We start from the raw sequence: 26,945 nt of genomic DNA on the forward strand, positions 1-26,945 counted from the left end.
CTTACAATCAGACTCGTTTATTAGCATGCCACTACATAGCTGAATACTAGAAGGGGGTTAGCATGAGCAGCCAGAGGAAAGCTGAAAAGTCTGTTAAGCTTAGAGTAGGTGAGGCTAAGCAGAGAGATGTAGGTAGAAAGATAGCTAGGATTGATAGAGGAGTTATGGAGAAGCTAGGGATAACACCAGGAGACTTCGTTGAGATTATAGGGCCGAAGGGAAGCGAGATCGTGAAAGCCTGGCAGGCGTACCCGGAGGACGAGGGATCCGGGCTTGTAAGGGTCGACGGCTACGTGAGAGGGAAGATCGGGGTTTCACTAGGAGACTACGTGACTGTAAGACCCATCTCGGTGGAGCCTGCTACTAGGGTAGTCCTCGCCCCCGTCCACAAGTTGTTTGTTTACGGGGATTTAACATACTATGTTAGAGAGAAGATACTAGGTCAGCCGGTTAAGAGAGGAGATATAGTAGAGATCCCGGTTTACGGAATGCTTATAAGGTTCTCTGTAATCAACACTCAGCCTTCAACAGTAGTATACGTCACAGAGCGCACGCAGATCGATGTTAGAAACGAGCCTGTCAGCCCTGGAGTGCTCACTGAAGGTATCCCAAGGGTTACATGGGAGGATATAGGAGACCTCGAGGAGGTTAAACAGAAGATAAGAGAGATAGTAGAGCTCCCCATGAAGTACCCGGAGCTCTTCGAGCATCTCGGTATCGAGCCGCCGAAGGGTATACTACTCTACGGGCCACCAGGCACAGGTAAGACACTGCTAGCTAAAGCCCTAGCAAACGAGATAGGAGCATTCTTTGTTACAATTAATGGCCCGGAGATAATGAGTAAGTTCTACGGGGAATCCGAGGAGAGGTTAAGAAAGATATTCGAGGAGGCTCAAGCGAATGCTCCTGCAGTAATATTCATTGATGAAATAGATAGCATAGCACCTAAACGCGAGGAGGTGACAGGCGAGGTTGAGAAGAGAGTTGTAGCCCAGCTGCTCACTCTAATGGATGGATTAAAGGAGAGAGGGAGAGTTATAGTCATTGGAGCTACGAATAGACCTGACGCTCTAGACCCGGCTTTAAGAAGACCTGGTAGATTCGATAGAGAGATAGAGATACCAATGCCTGATAAACGAGCTAGGAGAGAGATACTAGCTGTACACACAAGGAACATGCCGCTAGCTGAGAACGTCGACTTAGATAAGATAGCTGAGATGACCCATGGATACACCGGCGCAGACATCGCAATGCTAGCTAAGGAGGCTGCAATGTACGCTTTAAGGAGATTCATGAGAGAAGAAGGCGTGGAAATTGAGAAGGGACAGCTACTACCAGCCGAGAAGCTTGAGAAGTTAAAGGTGACAATGGAGGACTTCATGGCTGCAATGAGAGATGTCCAGCCTTCACTCATCAGAGAGGTCCTCGTAGAAGTCCCTAATGTACGCTGGGATGACATAGGCGGCTTAGAGGAGGTTAAGCAGGAGCTACGTGAAGCGGTTGAGTGGCCTATGAAGTATCCTCAAGTATTCGAGAAGATGAATGTAGAGCCACCTAAAGGCATACTTCTATTTGGCCCGCCAGGCACAGGTAAAACACTACTAGCTAAAGCAGTTGCCACCGAGAGCGGCGCTAACTTCATAGCTATCAGGGGGCCCGAGGTGCTAAGCAAGTGGGTTGGAGAGTCGGAGAAAGCTATTAGACAGATATTCAGGAGGGCTAGAATGGTTGCTCCATCAGTTGTATTCTTCGATGAAATAGACAGCATAGCTAGTAGTAGAGGAGTAGACCCCAGCGGCGTCATAGACAGGATCGTCAACCAGCTGCTGACAGAACTAGATGGCATCCAGCCTTTAAGGAAAGTCGTGGTTCTCGCTGCAACTAATAGACCCGACCTACTCGACCCAGCACTACTAAGGCCGGGTAGATTCGACCGCTTAATCTACGTGCCGCCACCAGACCAGAGGACCAGGCTCAATATATTCAAAGTACACACTAGAAAAATGCCGTTAAGTGAAGACGTGAACCTCGAGGAGCTAGCAAGGAAGACTGAAGGGTATACTGGTGCTGACATAGCAGCAGTCTGCAGGGAGGCTGCAATGATAGCTTTAAGAGAGAAGTACGCTGAGTCAGGAAGCCTTGAAGCCGTTAAGGTAAGCTACAAGCACTTCCTGAAAGCACTTGAGAAGATACCTCCATCACTAAGCAGGAGCGATATAGAGATGTATGAGAATCTAGCTAGAGAGCTGAAGAGGATCAGTGGAAGCGGGCCCTATAGGAAGGTATCCCTGACGTACGGGTAGCCACTGTACACTAGACTAGTTTATAGTATAGCAGGCCCCCATATACCTTTCTATATTGACTTAGAGTACTCGGAGACAGCTTAGATAAGTATTGAAGGTGATGTAGTTGGGTAAAACATCTATTCCAGCATCGTTTCTAAAGTTTCTCACACAGCTTGGTAGAGTTGAAGAATTACTCTTAAGGTACCGTATAAGGGGAATGGTGGTTATATCAGGGTCCAACCCAAAGAAGCTTGCAGCCCTTACAGTAAGACTTATATCTTTCTACGTTAAGAGGAGGCGTAAGCTCACTAACAGTAGAGAGGAGATCACAGGGCTCTACGTATACCACGATGAATTCAATGATGCAGTTGAACTACGCAGTATCGTGGAGAACGGGGTTAAAGACTTAAAGAACGTGGACTTCCAGTTCACAGTATACGAGAAGAGCGACAGGTATCTGGGCACTACAGTCTCTATTCTAGTCATGGATTTAACACACGACTTAAAGCCAAACGACCTTGGAAGGCTGGTAGGTATAGTAGAAGGAGGAGGACTAGTAATCTTTCTCACGCCTCCATGGGATGAATGGGATACTGCAAAGACGATCTTCAAGATGAATCTTACTGTACCACAATACCCTGAACCCCGCCACATCTTCATTAAATGGGTTAAAAAGCACCTACTGGAGTTCGAGGGCATTGGAATCTACGATTCAGATAAAGATAAAGTCCTGAAGAGAATAGAGTTGAAGAGCGAGTACAAGCCTTATGAGAGAAGTATAACCCTGCCAAAGGATACCTTTTTCCCTAGAGAGGTATACGAGCATGCTTTAACCATGGATCAAGTTAGTGTACTAGGGATCATGGAGAAGCTGTACGAGAAGCCTGAGCCAGGTAAGAAGAGAGTCTTCGTCCTCACAGCTGACAGGGGGAGAGGTAAGAGCTGCGCTATAGGTATAGGTGCTGTTGGATTAGTGCACTTACTGAGAAGAGTTAAGCCTAAGCCGCGCGTGCTGGTGACAGCGCCTGAACCAAGTAATATCCAGTCTCTTATGACGCTCGCCATGAAGGTTCTAGATAAGCTGGGATACAAGTACGAGGTGATCAAGAAAGGAGGAGATATAATAGAGCTAAGAGGAGAACGATTTAGCATTGAGTACTGGGAGCCAATAGCTATACCTAAGATTAAAGGTGATATAGTAGTAGTAGATGAAGCAGCCGGTATACCCGTGCCATTACTATATAAGATCTGGGAATCCCATAGAAGACTAGTCTTCTCTTCAACAATACACGGATATGAGGGGGCTGGAAGAGGCTTCTCTGTAAGATTCCTTAAGAGAATTAAGAGTGATGCAAATACGATTCTATACGAGTATGAAATGAAGGAGCCTATAAGATACAACTACAATGACCCTATTGAGAACTGGCAGTTCAAGACACTACTCTTAGACGCCGAGCCAGCGGAGTTAGATGAAGCAGACTTGGAGAGTGTTAGAAAAGGGGATCTAATCTACGTGAAATACGAGCCCGAGGATCTCTTTAACAGAGAGGAGGAGCTTAGACAGCTCTTCGGAATATATGTTCTAGCACACTACCGTAATGAACCTGATGATTTAGGCATGATAGCAGACGCCCCCCACCACGTTGTTAGAGCAGTGAAGACTAGGACGGGTAAAATAGTATGCGCGGTTCAAATAGCTTTCGAGGGACCTATTGAGAGGGAGGTGGCAGTAGAGTTACTAAAAGGGTCAAGGATCCCTGGTAACATTATACCGGATAGATTCCTCAAGCATTTAAGATACGTGGATTTCGCTGAAACTAGAGGATGGCGTATAGTTAGGATTGCAACACATCCAGCTGTCCAAGGAATGGGTATTGGTAGCTGGGCTTTAAGCAGGATTAAGGAGGAAGCGATGGAACTAGGATTAGACTGGGTTGGCTCAGGATTCGGGGTTAGCGGGCAACTACTGAAGTTCTGGGTTAAAAACGGGTATATACCAGTTCACATAAGTCCTGATAGAAACCCTGTTAGCGGCGAGTACACTATACTAGTACTCCAGCCGATCAGCGAGAAAGCGAGAGAGATGGTTGAGAAGGCTAGAGGGGAGTTTAAGCTTAAGCTGCTTAACAGTCTCTTCATAAATTACAGGGAGCTTGAACCTGAGATAGCATTGATACTCCTGGATACCGAGCCCTTCTTATACCGTGAGAAGCCTAAAGGCTTTCTAACACCAGTGGCATTAGACCGCTTGTGGACCTACTGCCTTGGACCTATGACATTCGAAGCTGCACCCGACTTAATGTTCAAGATAGCGAGACTCCACTGGCTGCTAAGCCCTGAAGCGAGGCCAAAGCTGACTAGACAGCAGGAGATAGTGCTGCTCACCAGGGCACTGCAGTCACTCTCATGGGATGAAATCCATGAGATAACACGTATACCGGTAAAAGAACTCCAGAGAGAAGGCCATGAGATCGCCTGTATATACTTCAGGTATCTGACCGGCTTAGACCCCGATGAGTACACTCCAGGTGTCACCGACTACCATTATGAATTAAATGAAAGCAGCCTTTAACATTCAACTTAAGGGATGGCTACCATGACAGTAGTCTTAGAGACTGATGCACTTAACCCTGATATAAGAGTGATCGAAGAAGGAGCTAGGATTCTACTTAGAGGGGGGCTAGTCGCGTTTCCGACGGAGACCGTCTACGGGCTTGGAGCAGTAGCCTTCTTCGAGAAATCCGTCTCTAAAGTTTTTGAGGTGAAGAAGAGACCCCCCGACAACCCGTTAATAATACACATCTCTTCCATGGAGATGCTTGAAAAAGTCGCTGTAAAGATACCTGAGGATGCATTCAAGCTAGCTGAGAGGCTTTGGCCTGGCCCTTTAACCCTCGTGCTTCCTCGGCATCCCTCAGTACCCAAGATAACCACTGGAGGATTAGATACTGTTGCAGTAAGGATGCCCGCTCACCCTGTAGCGTTAAAGCTCATAGAATTAACAGGCTACCCCATCGCTGCGCCAAGTGCTAATCTATCAGGTAGGCCGAGCCCCACTACCGCTGAACACGTATTAAGGGATCTCGAGGGTAGGATTGACGCTATCATAGATGCCGGGGAGACATTTCTAGGTGTTGAATCAACAGTGTTAAATATTCTAGAGGATCCCCCAGTACTCCTCCGTCCAGGCGCATTCCCCGTAGAGGATATCGAGAGAATTCTAGGCAAGAAGATACATATCCCAGTATTTGCTAGAGGGTATACGCAGGCTGAGATAGCATTAGCTCCAGGCATGAAGTACAGGCATTACGCTCCTGAAGCCCCTCTAATCCTAGTTGAAGCTACAGAGGAGTCCCCAGAGCTCATAGCTCGTAAGGTAATTAGCGCTCTGAGAAGCCATGCACCTGCTTCAAGCGATATCTGCATTATAGCGTCATCTGAAACCCGATGTTTCTACGAGCAACTAGAAGGTGTTAGAGAAGTATTCACTATAGGCTCGAGGAGGAATCTCTACGAGGTCGCTAGGAACCTCTTCAAGATTCTCAGGAGTACTGATGAAGCTGGATGCAGAGTAGTTGTAGTAGAAGGGTTCCCTGAAACAGGGATTGGGCTAGCAGTCATGAACAGGCTTAGAAAAGCCTCCTCCCTGATCATACGTTAACTAACGCCCTCTCCACGTTCACACTGTCAAGGCAGGTTTCAGGAAAACTCTTCTTACAGTGTACTCAGGTAGGTGTTTTCTTAGTACTCCCTCAATAGTATCCGCGATTACTGAGGCTGAATTCGAACTAGCATCTATAAGCCTTAGGACAGCTTCGTTGAACCCTGGATATAAGTGTAGTGAAGCCACGAATACCTCTTTATTCATTACCCTAATACTGTACGAGTGTCTTTCAGCCCAGAAGCCTTTCTCCCTTAACTCGCTAACCAGCTTATTTAATCGTTTAACTGGAATACCCTTCACGTAGAGCAAGGCTTAGCCCCATTATTTTTAAGTGGCTGAAGCCTATATAATCCGTGACGATGATAGGGCTCGAAAGGCCTGATCTCGTGATGAGCCCGCGCAGGATTGAGGAGTAATGCCTGACCCCTCATTGATCGTAGCTTTAACCGGTGCCAGCGGCATTATCTACGCTTTAAGACTCCTCGAGAACATAGAGCTAGCTAGAAGCAGGTATAGAATGGTTTACGTAGTATATACTTCTAGTGCTGAAGAAGTCGCTTTGATAGAAGAGAACGTGGATTTAAAAGCCTACCTTAAGAGCGTGAAGGGTGTTAACGCTGTATTTCATGAGAGCGAGTTATCCTCTGAAATAGCTAGCAGCAGCAACCTAGTGAATGCGAGTATGGTTATTGTTCCTGCATCAATGAATACTGTAAGTAAGATAGCTAATGGTATCCAGGATAATCTTGTGACTAGAGTAGCCAATGCTGTAATCCGCTTGAGAAACAGGCTGATAGTAGTCTTTAGGGAGACACCTCTCTCCGCAATAGACCTCTTCAACCTCTACAAGCTATCGGTACATGGTGCCATAATCCTCCCTGCATCACCCGGCTTCTACATTAAGCCTAGAAGTATAGATGACCTAGTGAACTTCATTGTAGGAAAGATATTTGATGCCCTGGGTGTTGAGCACAATCTCTACAGGAGGTATACGAGGGAGACTACCTGATAAACTCGTGGGCATCGTAGTCTTCTATCCGCTTGATCTCTTTGAACATATCCTCATCGCTTAAATGCCTTGCCTTTTTCTCCAGGGCTTTAGCACACCTGCCGTCGGGTAGTAGGACGTTAAGCCTACAGGAAGCGTACTGGCATTCACCGCCAATACACTCCTCCCCTGTAAGCCTGCATACAGCAACCCTGAGGGTTCTACCCCTTACAGGCTTAAATGTCACCATTAATGCATTCCTAGTGCAAGTGAAGAGAGGGCATAGAGGATTACACTTCTCACCTATTGGCTGTGGTTCAACACGCCTCTCCTCATACCGCTGGGTGCTGCTCCCCCTGGGTTTATCATGGTGGTGGAAGCCTTCACGTCTAGGTGGATAGCTGTGGTCCTGGTGCTCGCTCCTTGAACGCCTATCACTGTAGTTCAAAGAGATACACCCATAGTAGCTATGCTTGGGAACACTTTTAAGGTTGTATTCCACTTCCATGTAGCTTACTTAATCCCTCTTTTAGGCTGGAGGTAACGTTCATGCTGATATTAGACAGTGATAATTGCAGTGATGCTTATGCTTAAATTCTTAAATACCCTTCATTTGATGGATTTAATTGAGTCAGCGTGGTGAGGAAGGGATGAGCGAGGAGCCAGCAGCAGGCTCGATTGCCGAGTTAACAGCTATGGAGCAGTTGAGTAACATGGTGCTCTTGATCAGAGAGCAGGTTTCAATGCTTGCATCAATGCTTGAACACTACGGCGGGGACTCAAACCTCGAGGAAACGTATGAGGAGATGAGGCTGAATAAGCATAAGGGTGAAGAAATGAAGATAATGCTAATGGAGTACTTGGTAAGGAACAGCGAAGTCATGATGTACTCAAGGAGCTATATTGAAATGGTTAGAGTCGCAGATAGATTCATCCAGCACGCTGACAGCGTTGCCTACAGGCTACTTGTAGCATACAAGAACAACGTGAAGATAAATAGTCATCTCCTGGAAACCCTACGCTCAATGATACAGGATATTAGGCAGCAGGTAGAGCTGGCGAGAAGCGCGTTCGCAAAGCTCCCCTCGTACCCCAGGAAGGCCATAGAGGATGTTGAAGGCATATTGAAGCTCGAGGAAGATGTTGACAGGATATTCAGGGAGTCTATATTCAAGGTTTACGAGGAGTATTCAAGCTCAGTGTCAGGATTAATGGTTCTAAAAGACCTGATCGAGTATGTTGAAGAGCTCAGCGACCTCTTAAAGTATCTAGGTGAGGAGATACGATACCTGGCTCTAGTGAAGACAGCACTGAAGTAAATCCTCTTGAATGCCGAGGCTACGTCCTTTATAATCGTGTTGTAATCCCAGACTTCTCCTGTGCTAGAAAAATCTACTGGAACGGCTACTACGGTTCATTCCTAGGTGTCTCCAAGCCTAGGGATGAAAGCATCACGGCACCCTTAGAGCTCTCACTCATAGAAGCCCTCTACCTAGTTGAGGAGAAGCGGTTAAAAGTACTGTATGAGGGGTCTATTCTTAACGCTGAAGACGTCCGCCGGCTGGGTGTTGAGAGAGTCCCGAGATTCATAGAACTCTACGCTGTCTACAGGGATCTACGTGAGAAGAAGCTTATACCTCGGAGAGGACTGAAGTTCGGATGTGACTACCTAGTTTACAGGCGGGGGCCCGGCGTAGATCATGCACCATTCGGGGTTCAAGTCTACAGGGCTGAAGAACACGTGGATCCCATAGAGCTTGTTAGAATGGGGAGGCTTCTACACTCTGTGCGAAAGAACCTCGTGATAGCTATCTATACTGGTAGCAGCGTGCTCTACCACATGCTTGAATGGTGGAAGCCTTAGGGCTAACCACTGGTTTCTAACCATTGGTGTCTAAATGCGGATACTAGTTGTAGATGCTTTAGCTAGATCCACTGGTAGAAGGTACTCTACTTTCGATGCAGTGGGGGCTGGGCCTAGAGTTATTGCAGGCATGCTTCAAGAGAGATATGATTCCATGCTTCTACCCTACGAGAGAGTTATGGCTGATAAAAGCATTCTAGCTGGATTCGACTACGTTTTTGTATCTGTGATGAGCAGCGATATCGGAGCCTTATGGAAGCTTGTAAAGCGTGCTAAATCAGCTAATCCATCAGTAAAGATCACGGTTGGAGGGCCTGCTAGCTTCGAGTACTCGAGACTCCTCGATATTAGTGGAGTCGACTACGTTATAGTTGGTGAAGCCGAGATACCGTTAAAACAGTTCATGGAATGCGTGATGGAGGATAAATGTAGTGCGAGGAGTGTTCCAGCTCTCGCTTTTAAAGATAGTGGTGTAGCATACCTAACAAGCAGTCATGTACACACTCCCAGAGATGTACTCTCAAGCGTGAAGCCCTGGGTCATGGTTGACAAGAGCTTAGAGCACCCTCAAATCTACAGGATATATGTTGAAGTAGTAAGAGGATGCAGCAACTACTCGAGACCCATGGTAAGAAGCTACGGCTTAAACTGTATTTTCTGTGGCAACTGCAGGAGCACCGATAACTTAAAGCGCTTAGAGTGCCCTGCGAACATACCACCTGGATGCGGGTTCTGTAGTGTTCCATCAATGTTCGGGCCAGCTAGATCCAGAAGCATCTCTAGCATTGTAGAGGAGATTGAAGAACTCCTAGAGCATGGCGCGCGAAGAATAGTTTTGAGTGCCCCTGACTTCCTGGACTATGGAAGAGACCTGCTGGTGAAAGAACCGCTCACTAATCCTTGCAACCCGCCAGCTAATGTAGAAGCTATCGAGGATCTACTCTCGAGTCTTCAAGGATTGAAGAAGGTCTCTGAGGGTAGAGCTGTAGTCATGATCGAGAACATTAAAGCTTGCCTTGTCAGTGAGGAGGTTGCCGAAGTATTAGGCAGGTATTTGAAGGATACCACAGTACATATAGGCTTAGAGACAGGTAATGATGTCTATAACTCCAGGGTGCTAGGAAAGCCTATAAGTGTAGCACACGTACTAAACGCTGTTAGACTTCTAAGGAGACACGGTCTAAGACCATACGTATACTTAATGCACAGCCTACCTCTAGCTAGCAGGAAGGTTTACGAGGATACAATTAAGGTTGTCGGGGAGCTCGAAGAGAGCGGTGTTGAGAAGGTGACACTCTACAAGTATACGCCACTACCGCATACAGCGTTCTCAGGTATCCCGCCTAGTACTAGGGGTGTTGAAGAATACATTGAGAGATTGAAGGAGGTTGTAGCTAGACTAAACAGGAGAACTAAAGAGAAGATGCTGGGAGCTCATATTGAAGCATACATCATGTTAAGTGAAGGCAGGCTCTACGGGTATCCTGTAAGACACGGCCCTGTGGTCTTCCTCGGGCCGGCGAGAAGACCGGGCTTGAATGGGTGTCTGGCCGTGGTTGAGGTGATAGGTACAGGCGAGAGATACGTGAAGGGGAAGATTGTAAGGATTAAAGAGTGTCCTTAAGGTTCTCGAAGCCTGCTAGAAGAACATGCATTCTCGCTGAAACCCCCTGCTCTAGGTTCGAATCCTGCAGTGTCTCCTTCATAAGGTCGATGAGGTACCTGATGCTAACATACTTTATCATCCTGTAGTATGTTGAGATGTGTTTTACGAGTACATCGCTAGAGCTATAGGAGCCAGCAACAGCTTTAGCTTCAGGTAGAATGCTCTTTGATGCCTGCAGCAGAGTAGTAGCTTCACTAATGAATACCTCGTACCTTCCTCTGTCTGCTCCCTTAAGAGCTATAGCCTTGTCTATTAGCTTCTCGTAGTCGTCGACAAGCTTTTTCATTGATGTTGCAAGCCTGGCGAGATCCATTACTGTTCACTCCTAACTAGAGGATCTCCTCACTGTTGCAATACTGTTGTCTGCAACCCCGCTCCTTAGTACTTCAATGTTGTTAAGGTCTCTGGGAGCTACGTGAACCACGTTTTCATCCTGGGATTCGAATACTGTAGCCTTGAAAGTGAACTTCCGCCTGCCTGCTACAACTACCTCTACTACATCTCCCTCTCTTATCCCGAGCATTGAGGTCAGTGCTGAGGGTATGCGGGCTACCGGGTCCTTAAGAGACTGATCGATCCTGACTCTAACTCTTTTCTCGCTCAGCTTCTTCTCTTTTTTCATCAGTTCCGAAGCCGGGGGGATTATGGAGACTAGCTTGGATATATCAACTTTCTTCTCTTCCTTTCCCTCTGCTCCACTACCCTGGCTCATAGCCATCACTATTCATGAATACTATTAGGCTAGCTGGCTTAAAAATGAGAGAAGCGGGTTCAAGTTAAGGTAGGCTGACTGCAGAAGTATACTTGCTTAGAAGGTATTCTTCAAGCTTCTCTATTTTAACTCTCTCCTGGAGTGTTGTATCACGATCCCTTACTGTTACACTTCCATCCTCTAGTGTCTGATAGTCTACTGTGATCGCGAAGGGGACACCTATCTCATCAATCCTAGCGTACCTTCGACCTATACTACCCTCTTCATCGTATACTACCCTAAAGCCTTTTCTTACAAGCTTCCTGTATATTTCTCTAGCAATCTCAGTGATCTTAGCATGCTCCGGCTTACTGCCTGATACAAGCGGGAAGACAGCTACATGGTAGGGTGCTATGTTTAGTGGAAGCCTTAAGACTGTTTTCCCTTCTCTTACAGTATAGCTGTTCTCTAGAACCACGTAGAGGAGTCTTTCGACGCCGAAGGAGGGTTCAACAACATGCGGAGTAATCCTTTCCCCATGGATTTTCTCTACTTCCCGCTTAACTATGAATGCATCGCCAGGTATCTTTAACCCCTCTACCTCTACATAGCCTTTCTCCTCTAGCTCTCTGTAAATAGCCTCCGGGCTCATTTTGCTGAGGGCTTCTAGGATTCTTCCTTTAATATCACTGTAGAGCTCAGATATCCTAGCTGGATTCGGATATGCTTTTAGAACAGTTTTCTCAATGGGCTTCTCGTACTTCTTGAAAACTGTTAAGTCTGCTTTACTATACTGCATGTGCCTAGTTAAATCATAGTCTGTTCTATAAGCATACCCTGCTACTTCAACCCACCCGTACTTACTTGTGTAGACTTCTTGATCGAATGTTTGAGCTGAGTAGTGTGCTCTCTCGTGAGGATGCTTCTCAACAAATCTCACTTTATCACTGGGTATACCTAGGTTCTCTAGGAATATCTCTCCAAGCCCCATCCAGTAGGCTAGCCAGGGTGTCTTGACAATGTTCTTCTCCACTAGTTCTCTCACTGTAAGTCTTGCTGGCTCTTCCTCCCCTCTTAATCTCGCCTCGCTTGTCAGTACTCTCAGCTCTATGTTAGCCAAGCTCTCTATGTACTCGGATGCCTCTCTTGAAGCCTCCTGGGGGTCGAAGAAGAACTCTATCTCCATTATAGTGAACTCTCTGAGCCTTAAGAGGCCTTGTCTCGGGGAGATCTCGTTTCTAGCTACTCTGCCTACCTGAGCTACACCTACTGGAAGCCTGTATCTCACGACTCTGAGAATATTCTGGAAGTTTATGAACATTCCTTGAGCGTTCTCGGGTCTCAGATAGCCTACTTCACCCTTATAGGGGCCGATCTCAGTTTTAAATAGTAGTAGTGTGCTTGAAGGCCTGCTTAGCTCTCCACCGCATTCAGGGCACTTGATGTTTTTCTCAACAATTATTCTATGTATTTCTTCAAGGCTTAACCCTTCTACCTCCAAGCCTGCTACTTCCTTAATTAAGTGGTCAGCTCTATAGATTCTACCGCATTTAAGGCATTCAACCACAGGGTCTGTGAAGCTTTCTTCATGCCCGCTTGCCTTGAAGACTACTCTCGGGTTGATTATTGGTGTTTCAACTTCGACAACAAGGTCATTTGAATACGCGAAGAGTCTAAGCCAAGTGTTCTCCAGGTTTCTCTTCAATAGGACTCCAATAGGGCCTAGATCATAGAAGCCGGCGACTCCACCGTAGATTTCAAAGCTACCCCAGAATATCCCCCGCTTCTTAGCTAACTCTACTATACTATCGTAGATGTCTCTTCCACCAGTACTGCTCAAAGCAACCCCCTTTAATCAAAGATATCTTTAGTGGCTTAGCGAGTATTTAGATGCTTTCACAGCTGACTCTAGAATTAGAGGGTAAGATTAAAGCGTGATTTAATAAGTTTACTCTCCTAGGTCACTCCACCGTGGAGGTGGCTTAGAATTGGAGTGGAGGCTCATGGTGCAGAATTCAGTGAAGTTCGCTTGCATAGAGCCCGAGCACACTATTGGAGTGCTACTCGGTGTTCCAATGGATTACACGTCGACATACAAGCCTGGATCAAGGTTCGCGCCTGATGCCATCAGGAGTGCAGCCTGCAATATAGAGTTCTACAGCCTATCCACCGGCAAAGTACTCGAGGATACCGGCTTCAAGGATCTAGGCAACATGGTGCTTCCACCAGGTGATACTGAAGCCTCTCTCAGAGTAGTGAAATCTATTGTTGAAGGTGTTAGAGGAGAATACCCTGACTTACTTCTCGGGTTCCTTGGAGGCGAGCACTTGGTGACGTACCCTATTGTTGAAGCCTTAATGAATTCACTTGATACACTTGTAGTCTTCGACGCTCACCTCGACTTGAGAGACGAGTACCTGGGCTCTAGAGTGAACCACGCCACTTTTCTCCGAAGACTCGTAGAGAAAGGGGTTAGAGTAGTCCATATCGGCTCACGAGCATATAGCAAGGAGGAGCTAGATTATGCGAGTAAAAACGGCAACCTGGAGATCCACCCGGTGACACAGCTACCATCGAAGCTTAGAGAGCTGGGTAGAGTCTACATTAGTATAGACATGGATGTCATCGACCCATCCTACGCTCCCGGTGTCGGGAACCCAGAGCCATTCGGCCTTACACCTCTCACGCTGCTTAAACTACTAGAAGAGGTTGCCAGGGCGTCGGAGAAGATAGTGGGATTCGATGTAGTCGAAGTAAACCCGCTAGTAGATATTAACGATGTCACAAGCATCCTTGCAGGCAAGCTGGTACTTGAGATTGCAGCACTCTCCTCTAAGCTAGGCTAGATTGCTCTTACAAGCCTGTACGGCCTTGCCACCTTGTATACTATCTCGTACGTGCAGTTAGGGCATTTAACTCTCTTACCAAAGATCCTTCTCATCTCCTCCTCGCTGAAGACGTAGCCGCACCTACCACACTTATACTTCGCCATAAGCTTACACCCCAATACAACACCTTAATCGCTCATAAGGTTTAAAACCTCAAATATAAATATTAGTTTAGACTGGTGATAGAGTAGAGGATGAGTGAGTATATGGGTGAAGATATACCTTCAGAACTCCTCGAGCAGTTGAGCTTAGAGCAGAATCTCGTAAAGATAAGGCTTGACACCAGGAAGTTCGGTAAAGCCGTCACAGTTATAGAGGGCTTACCAGACAACAAAGAGCTCCTCAAGCAGATCGCGAGAATCCTTAAGACTAAGCTGGCTACAGGCGGGACATTTAAGGAGGGGAGGATAGAGCTTCAAGGAGACCACAGGCATAGAGTAAAACAGATATTAACAGAGGATTTAGGAATACCTGTAGAGAGCATTCTAGTTGTAGATTAGGAGTTTAATCAGCTGCACGAAAAACAGTTTTTACGGTTTTTAATATAATTTAAATCACCTGGTTTAATTAACCCTCTGCTCGTATTTCTCTACACATTGAAGGATTCTTCGAGCCCTGCTAAGAATTAAAAAGGTGGGAATAGAGTGGTTACTCGTATTCTAATCCTAGGACTTCACTGAGCTCCTTGTACCTGTTTCTCACAGTGACCTCTGTGACTCCTGCTACCACAGCTATATCCTTCTGGGTCTTCTTAATCCCCAGCTTCTCGGATGCAATGTACACGGCTGCTGCAGCAAGACCTGCTGGATCCTTCCCTCCTGTTACACCTCGTTCTCTAGCTTTTCCTAGCACCTCGATAGCTATCTTGACTACCTGGCCGGGGAGGCCTAGCCCGTGAACTATTCTCGGAACGTAGTCTGAGGGGTCTGTTGTTGACACCTTTATTCCCAGCTCTCTGAGGAGAAGACGGTAGCATCTAGCGATCTCTTTCCTACTCACTCTTGTATGCTTAGCTATTTCATCTAGAGAGCGTGGAACCTTCATCTCTCTGCAAGCCAGGTATATTGTCGCCGCTATAACGCTCTCAATACTTCTACCTCTAACCAGGCCTTTTTCAACAGCTTCACGGTATAGTCTAGCAGACTCTTCTTTCACGTATGAAGGCAGGTTTAACAGGTCGGATAGCCTATCCAGCTCGTTCATTGCTTGAGCAAGATTTCTCTCGACACTCGTGAGTATTCTCGTCCTCGCCTGCCACTTCCTTAGTTTAACTAGCTCGCGTCTCTTCTCTGTTAGACTTCTACCGGCAGCATCGCGGTCCGTGTAGTCTATTGAGGTCGCAAACCCCATGTCGTGTACAGCAGCTGTTACAGGGCCTCCTGTTCTAGAGCGTCTTCCTCTCTCCTCGGGAGTGAAGGCCCTCCACTCTGGTCTCTCATCTATGACTCTCTCCTCTATTACAACACCATCCTCCTGGCACACGTATTCGCCGTGGACTGCATCATATACTATCTTATCTTGAGGACACTTAATCTTATCCTTATGGGATGTTTCAGAAGTCTGAGTAGAGGAGTCTGTAAACATGTTTAAAAACACCCGCACCTAGTTGTATTTGCATAATTTATGAATACCTGTTTATAAACCTTACGTTTCCATGTAGTACTCCAAGCGTAATGTTATTCCCTAGATAACACCTGCTTTCACAGCCATCTTTTATCATGGTGATGTAAAGGTTTACACGACTAGCCTTGCCTCCACTACTCATCCAGGCTTACCCCTACATACGTGCTGTAAAGTTCCAGCTGAAAGCTGCCTAGTGAAGCTATAGAAGAAGTCAGCTGCGATAAAAATTTCTCTCAGGTAGTCCCGGTAGTAACATCTTTAAAAGCATCCATGTAGGCTTTAACTCTAGCTGGGTCTAGTTGAGCACCAGCTTTCCCATTAATCCTCAGGTAGGAGCCGACTATAACACCGTCTGCAATAGACATAAGAGCTTTAAGATTGCTTGGGTTGCTGCCACTTCCAACAACAACTGGTTTACTAGAGTACTCTCTAACAGATTTAAGCAGCTGGAGATCCGGTGGCTCTCCTGTTCTAGCACCAGTTACAACCACGTAGTCTGCGCCACCTCTCTCAACGAGATCCTCGACTAGTGTTTTCACTGGGTCCTCGGAGAGATTCTTTAAGAGTGATGCATTCATGCTTGCAGCATGCTTACAGACTACGTCTCCGAAAACCGCTATACCAGGATAGTTTAATCTTAGTGGTTTGAGAAGAGGGGCCTCAGGCTCTATTACCCCTGAATCCGTTACTAAGACCTCGATTAAAGCGTTTACTCTAATGAACTTAGCGCCTGATGCAGTAGCAATAGCGTAGGCTTCCCTACCAGAGTTTCTCAGCAGGTTAACGCCTACAGGTATGGATACTGCTCTAACAACCTCTCTTACAAGCACGCTCATGAATGATATAGTCAACGGGTCGGTCACCCTTTTATCGTACGGGTGATCCCCGAAGTTCTCAATGATCACCCCATGGAATCCAGCCTCCTCAAGCAGTCTAGCCTCGCGTACAGCGCCATCAATTATATCCCCGAGTCCTTCAACCCTGAATACAGTAGAAGGAAGACGAGGAAGGTGTACTACTCCAATAGCAAACTTACCAGGAAACATGTAGTCCACCACGGCCGAGACCCTCTGCTTCATCATAATTTAAGACTAGCGAGGTGCGGGGGGTGGGATTTGAACCCACGCAGGCCTACGCCATCGGGTCCTAAGCCCGACCCCTTTGACCAAGCTCGGGCACCCCCGCAAGCCATAATCTAGAATCTACACGAGGGCTTTAAAACAGTTTAAGAGCTATTCTCAACCTAAACCAATGGCAGCGTGGATTAGAGTACTTCTAAAGCCTGTATGCTACTTGAGCAACTCATGGCAGAGGTCTCCGCTGCATCTTCTACTTCATGCTCTCGCAGTACTCGAGTACTTCTACTACATCTACTCCCTCAAGGCTCAACCCTTCTTTCACTGTCTCGCATATCTCCCAGGGGAATACAATCCACTCTTCAACTATCCTCCCATAGTAGTCTGGTAGGAGCGTGCTCCAAGGTTTAGCGTATAGTGAAGCAAACTTCAAGTCAGCATACTTGAATCTGCTTAGCAGGTCTGCTACAACCTGAAGGGTTCTACCAGAGTCAACTATATCGTCGACGACAAGTATTCTCTTACCATCTAGCGGCGGGAAAGCTGTAAACGTTATGTAGGGTTTCTCCCGTGCCTCTCCAACCCTCTTGTAGAACTTAACTTCAATAAACCCTATCTCTCTGACATCTAGTAGGTCTGCTAGTATTCTCGCTGGTATTAACCCTCCTTTAGCTATAGCTATAATGGTATCAGGCTTGTAGGATCTAGAGATGCTTGCAGCAAGCTTCAGTATCTCTCTGTGAACTGTAATCCAGGATACATACATTACTTTAACCTTCCGAGTCAAGCTATAGCACCTCAAGTAGATTTTTAAACTATACTTATAGTTAATGTTAGGAAGGGCACAGTGGTTAAATACATATTTGTGACTGGTGGCGTGCTCTCAGGCCTAGGTAAAGGTATTGTATCAGCTTCAATAGGCCTTCTCTTAAAATCCCTTGGCTACAGGGTTACAGCTATTAAGATAGATCCCTATCTGAACGTTGACGCAGGTACCATGAACCCCTATATGCATGGCGAAGTCTACGTGACAGAGGATGGTGGTGAAACAGACCTGGATATAGGGCACTACGAGAGATTTCTCGGCGTCGAGCTCTCAAAGAGGAATAATATTACTTCAGGACAAGTATACTATAGTGTTATAACAAAAGAGAGAAGAGGAGACTACCTCGGGCAATGCGTTCAGATAATACCCCATATAACCAATGAGATAAAGGAGAGGATCAGGAGTACCGTGAAAGATCTAGGAGCTGATGTAGCGATCGTTGAGATCGGGGGAACGGTAGGAGATATAGAAGGCCTCCCATTCCTCGAGGCTGCAAGACAGATGAGATTCGAGGAGGGAGCCTCCAACACCCTCTACGTGCATGTTGCTCTAGCCCCAGTGCTACCTAGCGGCGAGGTTAAGACTAAGCCTATACAACATAGTATACAGGAGTTGAGGCGTATAGGTATACAGCCGGATATCGTGATAGCTAGGTCGACGAGAATACTTGATGATGAAGCCCGATACAAGATCGCTTTATTCGGGAACATCCCTCCGCAGGCAGTCTTCAGTAATCCAGACGTGGATTTAGTTTACAAGGTTCCACTAATACTCCACAGTGAAGGCTTAACAAGGTACCTTGCATCTAAGCTAGGCTTCGAGTACAAGGAGCCTGATCTAGAAGCATGGAAAAACATGGTAGAGAAGTACTCTAAGGCTACCCGTAGAGTGAGAGTAGCAATGGTAGGCAAGTACACTAAGGTTAGAGACAGCTATATCAGTATAGTTGAAGCCCTAAGGCACGCAGGGATATGGAGCAATACCCGTATTGAACTAGAGTGGTTCGAGGCATCGGAGATAGAAGCCATGTTAACCCCAGTGGAGAGCATTCTAAATGCCGACGGCGTAGTAGTACTACCTGGATTCGGGCGAAGGGGAAGTGAGGGGAAAATAAAAGCTATTAAAACTACTCGTGAAGCCGGCAAGCCGCTTCTAGGCATATGCTTTGGAATGCAGCTCATGGTTGTTGAAGCAGCAAGAAACATGGCTGGACTCGAGAACGCTAACAGCACCGAGATAGACCCCAGTACACCACACCCTGTAGTAGATCTCCTTCCAGAGCAGAAGAGTATAAGCCAGTTAGGCGGGACATTAAAGCTTGGAGCTAGAAAGATAATAGTTGAAGAAGGCAGCCTTGCATGGGAGATCTACGGTAGAAGAGAAGTCTACGAGAGGCATAGGCATAGATACGAGGTAAACCCTAGATACATTGATATACTCGAGAAAGCCGGGTTAAGGATATCAGGGTGGAGTGAAGAAGGCTACCCTGAGATAGTAGAGTTAAAGAACAGCAGGGTATTCTACTTCGGTACACAAGCACACCCGGAGTTCAAAAGCACACCGTTAAATCCAAGCCCAGTCTACATGTACTTCGTTAAGTCATTACTAAAAGCCACTTGACGACTCTAATGTACATGAGGAAACCTACTTTAACATGTTTGGTGATCATAGTGCTTATATCCGTAGTACTTCTAGAGATATAGTAATATTCATTTAATAATTTCAGCCTGAAACCCAATACACAGTTGAATACTCTTTTAGTAGCCTCTAAGTAGTGCGACTTGAAGATTACGTTTTTCTATTAAGGGTTAACTTGCTTTAGAACTGCAAAATAGTAAAGGAGGAGAGATAAAAGTTGAAAATAATCTAAGCTATCTGTGGGAGAGCTTGCGGTGCCTCCTGTTTTGCTGGTGGTTTCAACGTGAAGAATGCTATCGCGGCTAGAATCCACGCTATTAGCAGTATTATTGTGCCCACTATAAGTATCATGAGTATAACTCCTATAAGGATGAGAAGCCCAGCTGTGCCGAAGAGTTTTTCACCACTTTTCTCTTTGAGGAGATCCATTGTTTTCTTAAAGTATATTCCAGCAACTATTGAGAATACCCAGAGAACTACTAAAACTAGGATGATACCCATAATAGCTCCTAAGCCACCCCCTATTAATGCTGCGCCGGGATGCATCATTCCACCGAGGAACATTGCGCCAATTAATCCAGCGTAGAATACCACTAGTACTGCTATTGCTACAACTAATCCTACTATAGCTATTATGACTGCATAGAGAGAGTTATCGTATATCTTCTTCTCCCCGTAGGCTTCGGAGAGCCCCTTTAATCCTATGAGTAGTAGTACTGCGCCTATTATTAAGAGGATTAGTGGTTGAATGAAGGATATAGCTAGTAGTATTGACCCTATACCAGCAAGTATCTTGCTCGTGTCGAACTCCAAGAATTCCACCTTCACTAAATATTCTTCCTTAACTTAGGTATATAAGTATGATCGTATATGCTTGTGGAGCCCTGATTATTAAACACGAACCCCCACTTCTTGAAGGGTGCTTTAGATGAATACAGCCACGATTCTAGGCTACCTCGAGTGGATTCTATGGGCTTCAAGCTCTACAGTTATAGTGTATTCTATTGTTAAACGGGTGCTCGGGCATAGGGATGCAGGGAGATGGTTTCTAGCAGGTTTAACAGGGTTCCTCATAGCTGGGTTCTCTGAGGTATTGTTAAGCGGACTCTACGGCGACAATATTACTCTACTGCTAGCGCAGCCCTACGGCTGGGTTTACTCTGCTATCTCGCTAGGATTAATGATGGTGGGAGGATTATACGTGGTGTCGGGAAGAATAGAGGAAGGGTCTCTGCAGGTTTTAAGCGGCCTTCTCATAATAGGCCTGGGGCTGGCAAGCCTCTATCTAGCTGGATTTAAAACCTGGACTCCCGGCAGTATCCTCTATGTGCATTTAGACCTGCCGAAGCAAGGGTTCTATACTGGTGAAGCAGTCTACTTGAATATCACGGTTTACCCTGCCCCTGTGGAAGTCGAGTACACTGTTTCATGGGGTGATGGGGTAGTAGAGAATTATACTGGAGGCCCGTCTATAAGAGTAGAGCATTCTTACAGCTCGAGTGGTGTTTACACTGTTACAGTCGAAGCATCTAGCGGAAATAAGAGGGGAGTTAACAGTATCGCGGTCAGCGTCTCCGAGCCACCGTGGGAGCCCCCGTGGCCGTTCAACGTGATAGTTAAACCTGTAGCGGACTTCTCCAGCTCATTCTGGCAGGCTCTTACAATGCCGTTTAATCTCCAGCTTCTTACAACATCACCTAGACTCGAAGAGAATAGCGAGGCGTGGAGTCTATATGAAGCCGTATTAAATGTATCTATGAGTGGTCTTGGATTATTCCTTGCATTCAGACTCTTCCATGCAGCAGTGGCAGGGGATGCCAGGGGACTTGTAGACTCAGTTAGGGAAGCTCTTGTAGCTTTACTTCTAGCCTTCACAGGACCCTACGTGTACAATGCAACCGTGGATGTACTGAATACTATTTCAGCAGGGATTATAGAAGGCGTGAATCCAACACCGGTGGTAGCCTCAACTCTAACACTCATCGCGGCAGGGCTGGGACTAGGTTTCTTCGTACCCCTCGCCGCCCATCTGGCAGCATTGATCACCGTGATAATCGCGGTAGCCGGAGCCCTTATAGCTTTAAGACACTGGCTTACGCTAACTCTAGCAGCTTCAACCCCTCTTCTCGCAGTAGCATACCTTCACCCAGGGTTTAGAGGCACAGTTAAATGGCTTCTAGGCTTATGGAGTGGAATACTGCTATCAGGACCACTAACAGCAGTATTCCTCAGAGTGTGGACCAGCCAGGTCGGAAGCGTGGGGCAGGCTCTCACGGGAATCTTCGTATACGCTATACTCCCAAATATCATTGGATTCCTGGGTGGAGGCATGATAGGTGGTGCAGCGTGGAGGGTTAGCCTCCCTCTGCAGATAGTATCACTGAAGCTGGTGGGTGCCGTAGATAGAAGCAGGGAAGCGAAGCGTGGTGCAACCTCGTTAAAAATCTAATTGAGGTAAGCTACTCTATACTCCCTTTACGTTTACTACCTTCTACTATTTCAATAAGTCTTCTGGCGTGCACTACTAGCTCCTCCATATCTAGCTCTAGATGCCTCAGTATCTCCCGGAGAAACTCGAGCTCACGGTACATCTCCGTTAGCTCTCGCTCTAAGAGTGCAGTATCCTCGGGATGGCTTTCTACAATGCAGCCGACAGCTAGTAAGCGGCATCTTAGATCCATTGATTGATTCACAATGTTACGTATCCTGGTCACCATAGACCCGGTCTTAGATTGAATATAGAAGCGTGCTGTCTCTAAATCCTCCTGGCTCAAAGACTCCACCGTCTGTATACTTTAATGCCGGCTTATTTTAGTCTTACAGGCTACTTAGGGTAGTCTTGCTAAGTCTTTAACTACGAGTTCAGCTACTCTTCTCCCTGAGAGTAGCATGCCTGTAAATATAGGTCCCATTCTATTCAATCCGTGTAGTGATGCAACAGCCATGCCTGTAGCATACAATCCTGGGAGTACTTTACCCGTGTATTCAACTACGTTTCTTTCTGCTAGCTCCGTGTAAGCTGATTTCTCACCCGGTATTCTCAAGCCAGCTTCAGGGTTCTTTCTAGCCGTAATTCTAAGTACTTCGGCATCATGTCCTGTAGCATCTATTACAGCACTGGATTCTATGAATAATGGATCCACGTGTAGCCCTGCCAGCTGCACTGCACTCCACTGGAGTACTACTCCCTGGATTCTAAAAGGATTATACCTTACAATTAAGTCTTCAACTGAAACCCCGAGTATTATTCTAGCACCTGCATCCAAAGCCCCTGTGGATAGCTTAGCGATAAGTTCAGTTGAATCAATAATGTATAGCCCTTTAACACTCGACGGCTTATACTTAACCTTGAAGTCTTCTAGTATACTTAATCCTCTCTCATCCACGACTACCTTGTGAAGGAGCATTCCTCCACCGCCTATTCCTCCCCCGAAGCTTAAACGCTTTTCAACCACGAGGGTCTTCAATCCATTATCAGCCAGGTACTTAGCGGCTACTAGCCCGGATGGTCCGGCTCCAACTACTATGACATCACTTCTAGCGAAGTCGACCCAATCTCTCGATACCTCCTCCCATATAACTCTAGTTATACTACTCTCGAGGTCCACGTAGTTCACCATATACTCTGACCATGCTGTTTCCCTTATAAGTCTTTTATTAAATTATGAATTATAGGGTTATCGTGTATGCCAGGAGGAACTAAGCCTATTCCTATTGCTATAACAATCGCTGGAAGCGACTCCGGCGGTGGAGCCGGGATAGAAGCGGATCTTAAGACCTTCACTGCGCTAGGAGTCTACGGAGTAGTCGCTTTAACTAGTGTTACAGCACAGAACACTCGTGAGGTAACAGCTATACACGATATACCACCTGATATAGTCTACAAGCAGATTGAGGCTGTAGCGGAGGATATAGGGATAGATGCAGGTAAGACAGGAATGCTGAGCAACAAGGAGATCATTGAGGCTGTAGCAAGAGCTGTGGGGAGGTACAGGTTTCCCCTGGTTGTGGATCCAGTCATGGTGGCTAAGAGCGGGGCTAGACTTCTTAAGGAGGATGCAGTGGAAGCATTAGTCGACAAGCTACTACCCTTGGCTAGAGTTGTCACGCCAAATAAGCTTGAAGCTGAAGTTCTAGCTGGATTTGAAATCAAAAGTCTCGAGGATGCTAGAAAAGCCGCGAGAAAAATATCTGTTGAGACCGGTGTTGAAGCCGTAGTTGTCAAAGGCGGTCATCTCGAGGGAGATGAATCAGTGGACATTCTCTACTGGAGGGGAGATTTCAGAGAGTACAGGGCGCCGAGGATTAGAGAAGGATGTACTCACGGCGGTGGATGCGGTTACTCAGCTGCTATAGCAGCCGGGTTAGCTAAAGGGCTGAGTATTCCTGAGTCAGTGGAGTTAGCAAAGAAGTTTATAACAGTAGCAATAGATTACGGACTTAAGATTGGTGGGGGATACTGTCCCATTAATCCTGCAGCATGGATTGAAATACCGGCAGAGAAGTACTGGGCAATAGTAGACGTTGAGGAAGCCGTAGAGATCGTAGTAGCAAACGCCAGCGTGATAAAACCCCTGGTACCTGAGGTGGGAATGAATATAGCTAGAATAATAGCTCCCAGATACGCTAGGAGTACAAGTGATGTTATAGCAGTAGCAGGAAGAATAGTCAGATACGGTGATACCATTAAGCCTATAGGGCCTGTTAAACCAGGTGCTTCAAGCCATCTCGCAAGAGCCATCTTAGAGGCAGTAAAGTATAATCCCTCTGTGAGAGCAGCCGTGAACATCGCTCATGATAAAGGATTCATTGAAAGAGCTATCAGGAAGGGGTATAGAGTAGTATATGTGGATAGAAGTAGAGAACCCCCTGATATTAAGGCTAGAGAAGGGGCTTCAATACCCTGGATCATCAGGGAGGCCTTTAGAATAAGTGAGAAGCCTGATATAATCTACGATACCGGGGATATTGGGAAGGAGGCTATGGCAAGGATTCTCGGGGAGAGTGCTGTAGAAGTAGTTAGAAAAATACTTGACATACTATCTTAAACCGCCTCTCATTGCTCCGCGATGGATTACGATGAAATCTAGTGTAAATTCCCCCTTCTTCTAGTCCAGGGGCTCGCCTCTAGCGGCTTTCTCCACGAGTTCTTTTGCGTAGTCGTATTTAATCTTTCCCTCTCTAATCATTTTCTCAGCAATCTTGTCTATCAGGTCTCCTGTAGCCCCGGCCGTTATAGCTAGGTTTCTAGCGTGAAGCCTCATGTGACCTTTCTGTATTCCCTCTGTGACCAGCGCTCGTAAAGCTGCGAGATTCTGGGCTAAGCCGACTGCAGCCATGACTTCAGCTAGTTCTCTTGCAGTTGAAACTCCAAGTATTTTTAAGGCTATTCTAGCCACTGGGTGTACTCTTGTTGCTCCTCCAACCACGCCTACCTGTAGTGGTATCTCGAGAGTGCCAGCTAGTAGTTTATCTCCTGTGACCTCCCAGTGGCTGAGGGGCTTGTATACTCCTGAGCGAGCTGCGTACGCGTGTGCTCCAGCCTCGATCGCCCTGTGATCCTGTCCTGTAGCGAGGGCTACGGCTATCACGCCGTTCATTATACCCTTGTTATGTGTTACAGCTCTGTAAGGATCTATCTCAGCTAGTATTGACGCCTCCATAATCCTTACTGCTACATCTAAGCCTCCAACCTCCTCTACTGGTGTTTCAACCCAGGCTCTCGCAATCCTGTAGACAGCATAGTTTGAGATAATTCTCAGTCTTGCCTCGCCTCCTGTAAGCTTCTCTAGAAGAGGAGCTACAGCCTCAGCCATAGTGTTCACGGTATTAGCTCCCATAGCGTCTCTTACATCCACGATTAAGTGCACTATTATTACTCCTCCTAGTAGAGGGTGTTCTACAACTCTCACTTCAAGGTCCCGTGGCCCGCCGCCATATTTTAAGAGTGTTGGATCCTGCTGTGAAGCATAGTCTAATATCTCCTTCTTAGCTTCGAGAATTCTCATTGCTTTCAGCTTAGGTGAGCTCACTTTAACTAAGTGTATTTGACCGATCATTTCCTGCCTTTCAGCTGAAGCCTTAATTCCCCCGTTATACCTGAGCATTCTGGCAGCATTGCTTGCTGCTGCTACAACACTAGTCTCCTCAATAACCATTGGAATCAAGTACTCTTTATTGTTAATCAGGAAGTTTGTTGCAATAGCGAAGGGGTAGGTCATGCCTCCTACAACATTCTCTATCATGCTGTCAGCTATCTTCTCAGGTAGATTTCCAAGGTTGCCTAGAGCCTCCAACTCCTCTTTAGAGAGCCCGGCCCACTCTCCTATAATTCTCCTTCTCTCATGCATGGGTAGCTTGTAAAACCCCGGGATCCTACTGGTTTTCTCACTCATGCCTAGTACACCTATACATTGATATCTTGCAACAATTATTATAGTGTCACCTGGTAATGTAAATAAGTTGTGAGGTGGTGTAGTCTTGGTGCACGAGTGGGCTTTAGCAGAGTCAATAGTATACTATATTCTCGACCAAGGCTTTAAGACTGTTAGAAGGCTGAGGCTCAAGCTTGGAGTACTCCAGAGTATTGATAGAGAGGTTTTGACATTTAGCTTAAAGGAGATAGCTTCAATGAGTAATCTGGAGCTCGGCGAGCTTGTTATAGAGGAGGAGGAACCTGAGTTAAAGTGTAATACATGCGGGTATACTTGGAGAATTGAGTTAAACCAGTTGAGTGATGCTGAGCGGGAGGCAGTACACTTCATCCCTGAGTCCATCCATGCATTTACGAGGTGCCCTAAATGCGGGAGCAGAGACTTCACGATAATCAAGGGTAGAGGAGTCTCTATAGCTGAGGTGGTACCGGGTTGAGCGTGGATCCACGGCTTCACAGTATATCAAGGAATATATCGCGGGTTAGAAGAGCCTACGCTGTTCTAAGCATCAAGGGTGGTGTCGGTAAGACGACAGTTTCAACTCTCCTAGCACTCTACGCTTCAAGAAAGCTTAGCGTGGGCCTCCTTGACGCAGATATAGTGAATCCATCAACCCATGTACTCCTTGGCTTGAAGCCAGAGGAGATAAGATACCGGGAGGAGAAAGGTATAGAGCCGTACAACGTGGATAGTATGAGGTATGTTAGCATTGCAGCTTTCACCGGCGAGAAGCCTCTACCATTGCGGGGCGGTGAAACTGGAGATGTATTGAGAGAGCTTCTAGCTATAGTTAAATGGGGTGATCTCGACATCCTCTTCATAGACACCCCGCCTGGCATCAGTGATGAACACCTGGATCTATTGTATTCTCTGAGAAGCTACATTAAACCAATCATTGTTGCAACCCCAAGTAAACTGGCTCTTAGAAGTGTTTCGAGGTTAATCACTTTACTAGATGAAGCCGGCTACAACTGGATTGGCTTAGTGGAGAATATGGGTTATGGAGGGCTCCGAGGCAACCCTATGCTGAAGAAAGCGAGCTACTTAGGCTATATACCTTTCATCCCAGGCATCGAGGAGTGTATTGCTTCGAGAAGGGTCGGCGAGTGCATGGATCAAAGAATCCTCGATGGCATCATTCAAGCCCTCCTCACTGCTTCTTAGCTGTCTCATGTATAACGGAGTTAGTTTTCAACCCTATTTCTCTTAACTGTCTTTCGATCTCCTCTGCTATGCGAGGGCCGAATTTAGGTAGAGATGCAATCCAGGAAGCAGGCTTCTCAGCTAGATCTTTAAGGTTTT

At 46.5% G+C, this 26,945-nt stretch carries 27 protein-coding genes and 1 tRNA gene; 14 read left to right on the forward strand and 14 right to left on the reverse strand.

Features of this window, described 5'->3' with window-relative positions; all coding sequences use genetic code 11:
* Positions 1-62: 62 nt before the first annotated feature.
* From OWQ48_05685 to OWQ48_05695, 3 genes are all read left to right on the forward strand, one after another.
* On the forward strand, positions 63-2,303 hold the full coding sequence (locus OWQ48_05685; GenBank protein ID MCY0868700.1) for a CDC48 family AAA ATPase: 2,241 nt from the start codon (positions 63-65) through the stop codon (positions 2,301-2,303).
* Positions 2,304-2,409: 106 nt separating this feature from the next.
* On the forward strand, positions 2,410-4,857 hold the full coding sequence (locus tag OWQ48_05690) for a tRNA(Met) cytidine acetyltransferase TmcA (protein ID MCY0868701.1): 2,448 nt from the start codon (positions 2,410-2,412) through the stop codon (positions 4,855-4,857).
* 15 nt (positions 4,858-4,872) lie between these two features.
* Positions 4,873-5,946, forward strand: coding sequence for an L-threonylcarbamoyladenylate synthase (locus tag OWQ48_05695; protein MCY0868702.1), 1,074 nt, complete (start codon positions 4,873-4,875; stop codon positions 5,944-5,946).
* Between the two features lie 18 nt (positions 5,947-5,964).
* Here the strand turns inward: OWQ48_05695 and OWQ48_05700 are convergent, their stop codons facing one another.
* Complete coding sequence (locus OWQ48_05700) at positions 5,965-6,249, reverse strand: hypothetical protein (GenBank protein ID MCY0868703.1); 285 nt, start codon at positions 6,247-6,249, stop codon at positions 5,965-5,967.
* Between the two features lie 115 nt (positions 6,250-6,364).
* On the opposite strand from OWQ48_05700, the gene OWQ48_05705 reads away from it, so the two are divergent.
* On the forward strand, positions 6,365-6,958 hold the full coding sequence (locus OWQ48_05705) for a UbiX family flavin prenyltransferase (protein MCY0868704.1): 594 nt from the start codon (positions 6,365-6,367) through the stop codon (positions 6,956-6,958).
* On the opposite strand, the gene OWQ48_05710 is transcribed toward OWQ48_05705, so the two are convergent.
* Positions 6,951-7,385 carry a hypothetical protein gene (locus OWQ48_05710; protein ID MCY0868705.1) on the reverse strand — a complete coding sequence of 145 codons (435 nt, stop codon included), beginning with the start codon at positions 7,383-7,385 and terminating at the stop codon, positions 6,951-6,953. The two genes, OWQ48_05705 and OWQ48_05710, sit on opposite strands and share 8 nt — an antisense overlap.
* Before the next feature lie 202 nt (positions 7,386-7,587).
* On the opposite strand from OWQ48_05710, the gene OWQ48_05715 reads away from it, so the two are divergent.
* The 3 genes from OWQ48_05715 to OWQ48_05725 are packed head-to-tail and all read left to right on the forward strand — an operon-like array spanning position 7,588 to position 10,425.
* On the forward strand, positions 7,588-8,256 hold the full coding sequence (locus tag OWQ48_05715; GenBank protein MCY0868706.1) for a DUF47 domain-containing protein: 669 nt from the start codon (positions 7,588-7,590) through the stop codon (positions 8,254-8,256).
* Complete coding sequence (gene endA / locus OWQ48_05720) at positions 8,223-8,801, forward strand: tRNA-intron lyase (GenBank protein MCY0868707.1); 579 nt, start codon at positions 8,223-8,225, stop codon at positions 8,799-8,801. The genes OWQ48_05715 and endA overlap by 34 nt, the downstream gene beginning before the upstream one ends.
* Before the next feature lie 34 nt (positions 8,802-8,835).
* Positions 8,836-10,425 carry a radical SAM protein gene (locus OWQ48_05725; GenBank protein ID MCY0868708.1) on the forward strand — a complete coding sequence of 530 codons (1,590 nt, stop codon included), beginning with the start codon at positions 8,836-8,838 and terminating at the stop codon, positions 10,423-10,425.
* On the opposite strand, the gene OWQ48_05730 is transcribed toward OWQ48_05725, so the two are convergent.
* From OWQ48_05730 to glyS, 3 genes are read right to left on the reverse strand one after another with little or no spacing between them, the layout of a single operon-like run.
* The gene (locus tag OWQ48_05730) at positions 10,409-10,780 is read right to left on the reverse strand and encodes a hypothetical protein (protein ID MCY0868709.1); all 372 of its coding nucleotides are present in this window, start codon (positions 10,778-10,780) and stop codon (positions 10,409-10,411) included. The genes OWQ48_05725 and OWQ48_05730 overlap by 17 nt on opposite strands.
* A 12-nt stretch (positions 10,781-10,792) precedes the next feature.
* Entirely contained in the window at positions 10,793-11,185 is a 393-nt protein-coding gene (locus OWQ48_05735) for a hypothetical protein (protein MCY0868710.1), read from the reverse strand.
* Positions 11,186-11,243: 58 nt separating this feature from the next.
* Positions 11,244-12,998, reverse strand: coding sequence for a glycine--tRNA ligase (gene glyS / locus OWQ48_05740; protein MCY0868711.1), 1,755 nt, complete (start codon positions 12,996-12,998; stop codon positions 11,244-11,246).
* Between the two features lie 148 nt (positions 12,999-13,146).
* On the opposite strand from glyS, the gene speB reads away from it, so the two are divergent.
* Positions 13,147-14,004: an agmatinase gene (gene speB, locus OWQ48_05745; GenBank protein MCY0868712.1), complete on the forward strand. Its 858-nt coding sequence runs from the start codon at positions 13,147-13,149 to the stop codon at positions 14,002-14,004.
* On the opposite strand, the gene OWQ48_05750 is transcribed toward speB, so the two are convergent.
* Positions 14,001-14,150 carry a DNA-directed RNA polymerase subunit P gene (locus OWQ48_05750; protein ID MCY0868713.1) on the reverse strand — a complete coding sequence of 50 codons (150 nt, stop codon included), beginning with the start codon at positions 14,148-14,150 and terminating at the stop codon, positions 14,001-14,003. The two genes, speB and OWQ48_05750, sit on opposite strands and share 4 nt — an antisense overlap.
* A 90-nt stretch (positions 14,151-14,240) precedes the next feature.
* On the opposite strand from OWQ48_05750, the gene yciH reads away from it, so the two are divergent.
* Positions 14,241-14,546 carry a stress response translation initiation inhibitor YciH gene (gene yciH / locus OWQ48_05755; protein ID MCY0868714.1) on the forward strand — a complete coding sequence of 102 codons (306 nt, stop codon included), beginning with the start codon at positions 14,241-14,243 and terminating at the stop codon, positions 14,544-14,546.
* Between the two features lie 148 nt (positions 14,547-14,694).
* Here yciH and OWQ48_05760 read toward each other — a convergent pair whose 3' ends face one another.
* The 4 genes from OWQ48_05760 to OWQ48_05775 all read right to left on the reverse strand — a co-directional run bounded on the left by OWQ48_05760 (position 14,695) and on the right by OWQ48_05775 (position 17,532).
* Positions 14,695-15,630, reverse strand: a complete 936-nt coding sequence (locus OWQ48_05760; protein MCY0868715.1) for a transcription initiation factor IIB — start codon at positions 15,628-15,630, stop codon at positions 14,695-14,697.
* Between the two features lie 272 nt (positions 15,631-15,902).
* Positions 15,903-16,727: a BtpA/SgcQ family protein gene (locus tag OWQ48_05765; protein MCY0868716.1), complete on the reverse strand. Its 825-nt coding sequence runs from the start codon at positions 16,725-16,727 to the stop codon at positions 15,903-15,905.
* Between the two features lie 42 nt (positions 16,728-16,769).
* A tRNA-Leu gene (locus OWQ48_05770) sits at positions 16,770-16,854 on the reverse strand.
* Positions 16,855-16,998: 144 nt separating this feature from the next.
* Positions 16,999-17,532, reverse strand: a complete 534-nt coding sequence (locus tag OWQ48_05775) for a phosphoribosyltransferase (GenBank protein MCY0868717.1) — start codon at positions 17,530-17,532, stop codon at positions 16,999-17,001.
* A 60-nt stretch (positions 17,533-17,592) separates the two neighbouring features.
* On the opposite strand from OWQ48_05775, the gene OWQ48_05780 reads away from it, so the two are divergent.
* Positions 17,593-19,191 carry a CTP synthase gene (locus OWQ48_05780; protein MCY0868718.1) on the forward strand — a complete coding sequence of 533 codons (1,599 nt, stop codon included), beginning with the start codon at positions 17,593-17,595 and terminating at the stop codon, positions 19,189-19,191.
* 246 nt (positions 19,192-19,437) lie between these two features.
* Here the strand turns inward: OWQ48_05780 and OWQ48_05785 are convergent, their stop codons facing one another.
* Positions 19,438-20,022 (reverse strand): DUF996 domain-containing protein, encoded by a 585-nt coding sequence (locus OWQ48_05785; GenBank protein MCY0868719.1) that lies wholly within the window; start codon positions 20,020-20,022, stop codon positions 19,438-19,440.
* Positions 20,023-20,137: 115 nt separating this feature from the next.
* On the opposite strand from OWQ48_05785, the gene OWQ48_05790 reads away from it, so the two are divergent.
* A complete protein-coding gene (locus tag OWQ48_05790) occupies positions 20,138-21,658 on the forward strand; it encodes a PKD domain-containing protein (GenBank protein ID MCY0868720.1) in 1,521 nt (506 codons plus the stop codon).
* Positions 21,659-21,668: 10 nt separating this feature from the next.
* Here the strand turns inward: OWQ48_05790 and OWQ48_05795 are convergent, their stop codons facing one another.
* Complete coding sequence (locus tag OWQ48_05795; protein MCY0868721.1) at positions 21,669-21,983, reverse strand: hypothetical protein; 315 nt, start codon at positions 21,981-21,983, stop codon at positions 21,669-21,671.
* A gap of 54 nt (positions 21,984-22,037) precedes the next feature.
* A complete protein-coding gene (locus tag OWQ48_05800) occupies positions 22,038-22,829 on the reverse strand; it encodes a sulfide-dependent adenosine diphosphate thiazole synthase (GenBank protein MCY0868722.1) in 792 nt (263 codons plus the stop codon).
* A gap of 66 nt (positions 22,830-22,895) precedes the next feature.
* Here OWQ48_05800 and OWQ48_05805 point away from each other — a divergent pair, with 66 nt between their 5' ends.
* Complete coding sequence (locus OWQ48_05805; GenBank protein MCY0868723.1) at positions 22,896-24,257, forward strand: bifunctional hydroxymethylpyrimidine kinase/phosphomethylpyrimidine kinase; 1,362 nt, start codon at positions 22,896-22,898, stop codon at positions 24,255-24,257.
* Positions 24,258-24,317: 60 nt separating this feature from the next.
* Here the strand turns inward: OWQ48_05805 and OWQ48_05810 are convergent, their stop codons facing one another.
* Positions 24,318-25,604, reverse strand: coding sequence for a hydroxymethylglutaryl-CoA reductase, degradative (locus OWQ48_05810; protein ID MCY0868724.1), 1,287 nt, complete (start codon positions 25,602-25,604; stop codon positions 24,318-24,320).
* Between the two features lie 88 nt (positions 25,605-25,692).
* On the opposite strand from OWQ48_05810, the gene hypA reads away from it, so the two are divergent.
* On the forward strand, positions 25,693-26,079 hold the full coding sequence (hypA, locus tag OWQ48_05815; protein MCY0868725.1) for a hydrogenase nickel incorporation protein HypA: 387 nt from the start codon (positions 25,693-25,695) through the stop codon (positions 26,077-26,079).
* A 2-nt stretch (positions 26,080-26,081) separates the two neighbouring features.
* Entirely contained in the window at positions 26,082-26,807 is a 726-nt protein-coding gene (locus tag OWQ48_05820; GenBank protein MCY0868726.1) for a P-loop NTPase, read from the forward strand.
* Positions 26,808-26,945: the final 138 nt, after the last annotated feature.

Origin of the sequence: Desulfurococcus sp. (assembly GCA_026626905.1) — an archaeon.
Taxonomy (GTDB): Archaea; Thermoproteota; Thermoprotei_A; order Sulfolobales; family Desulfurococcaceae; genus Desulfurococcus.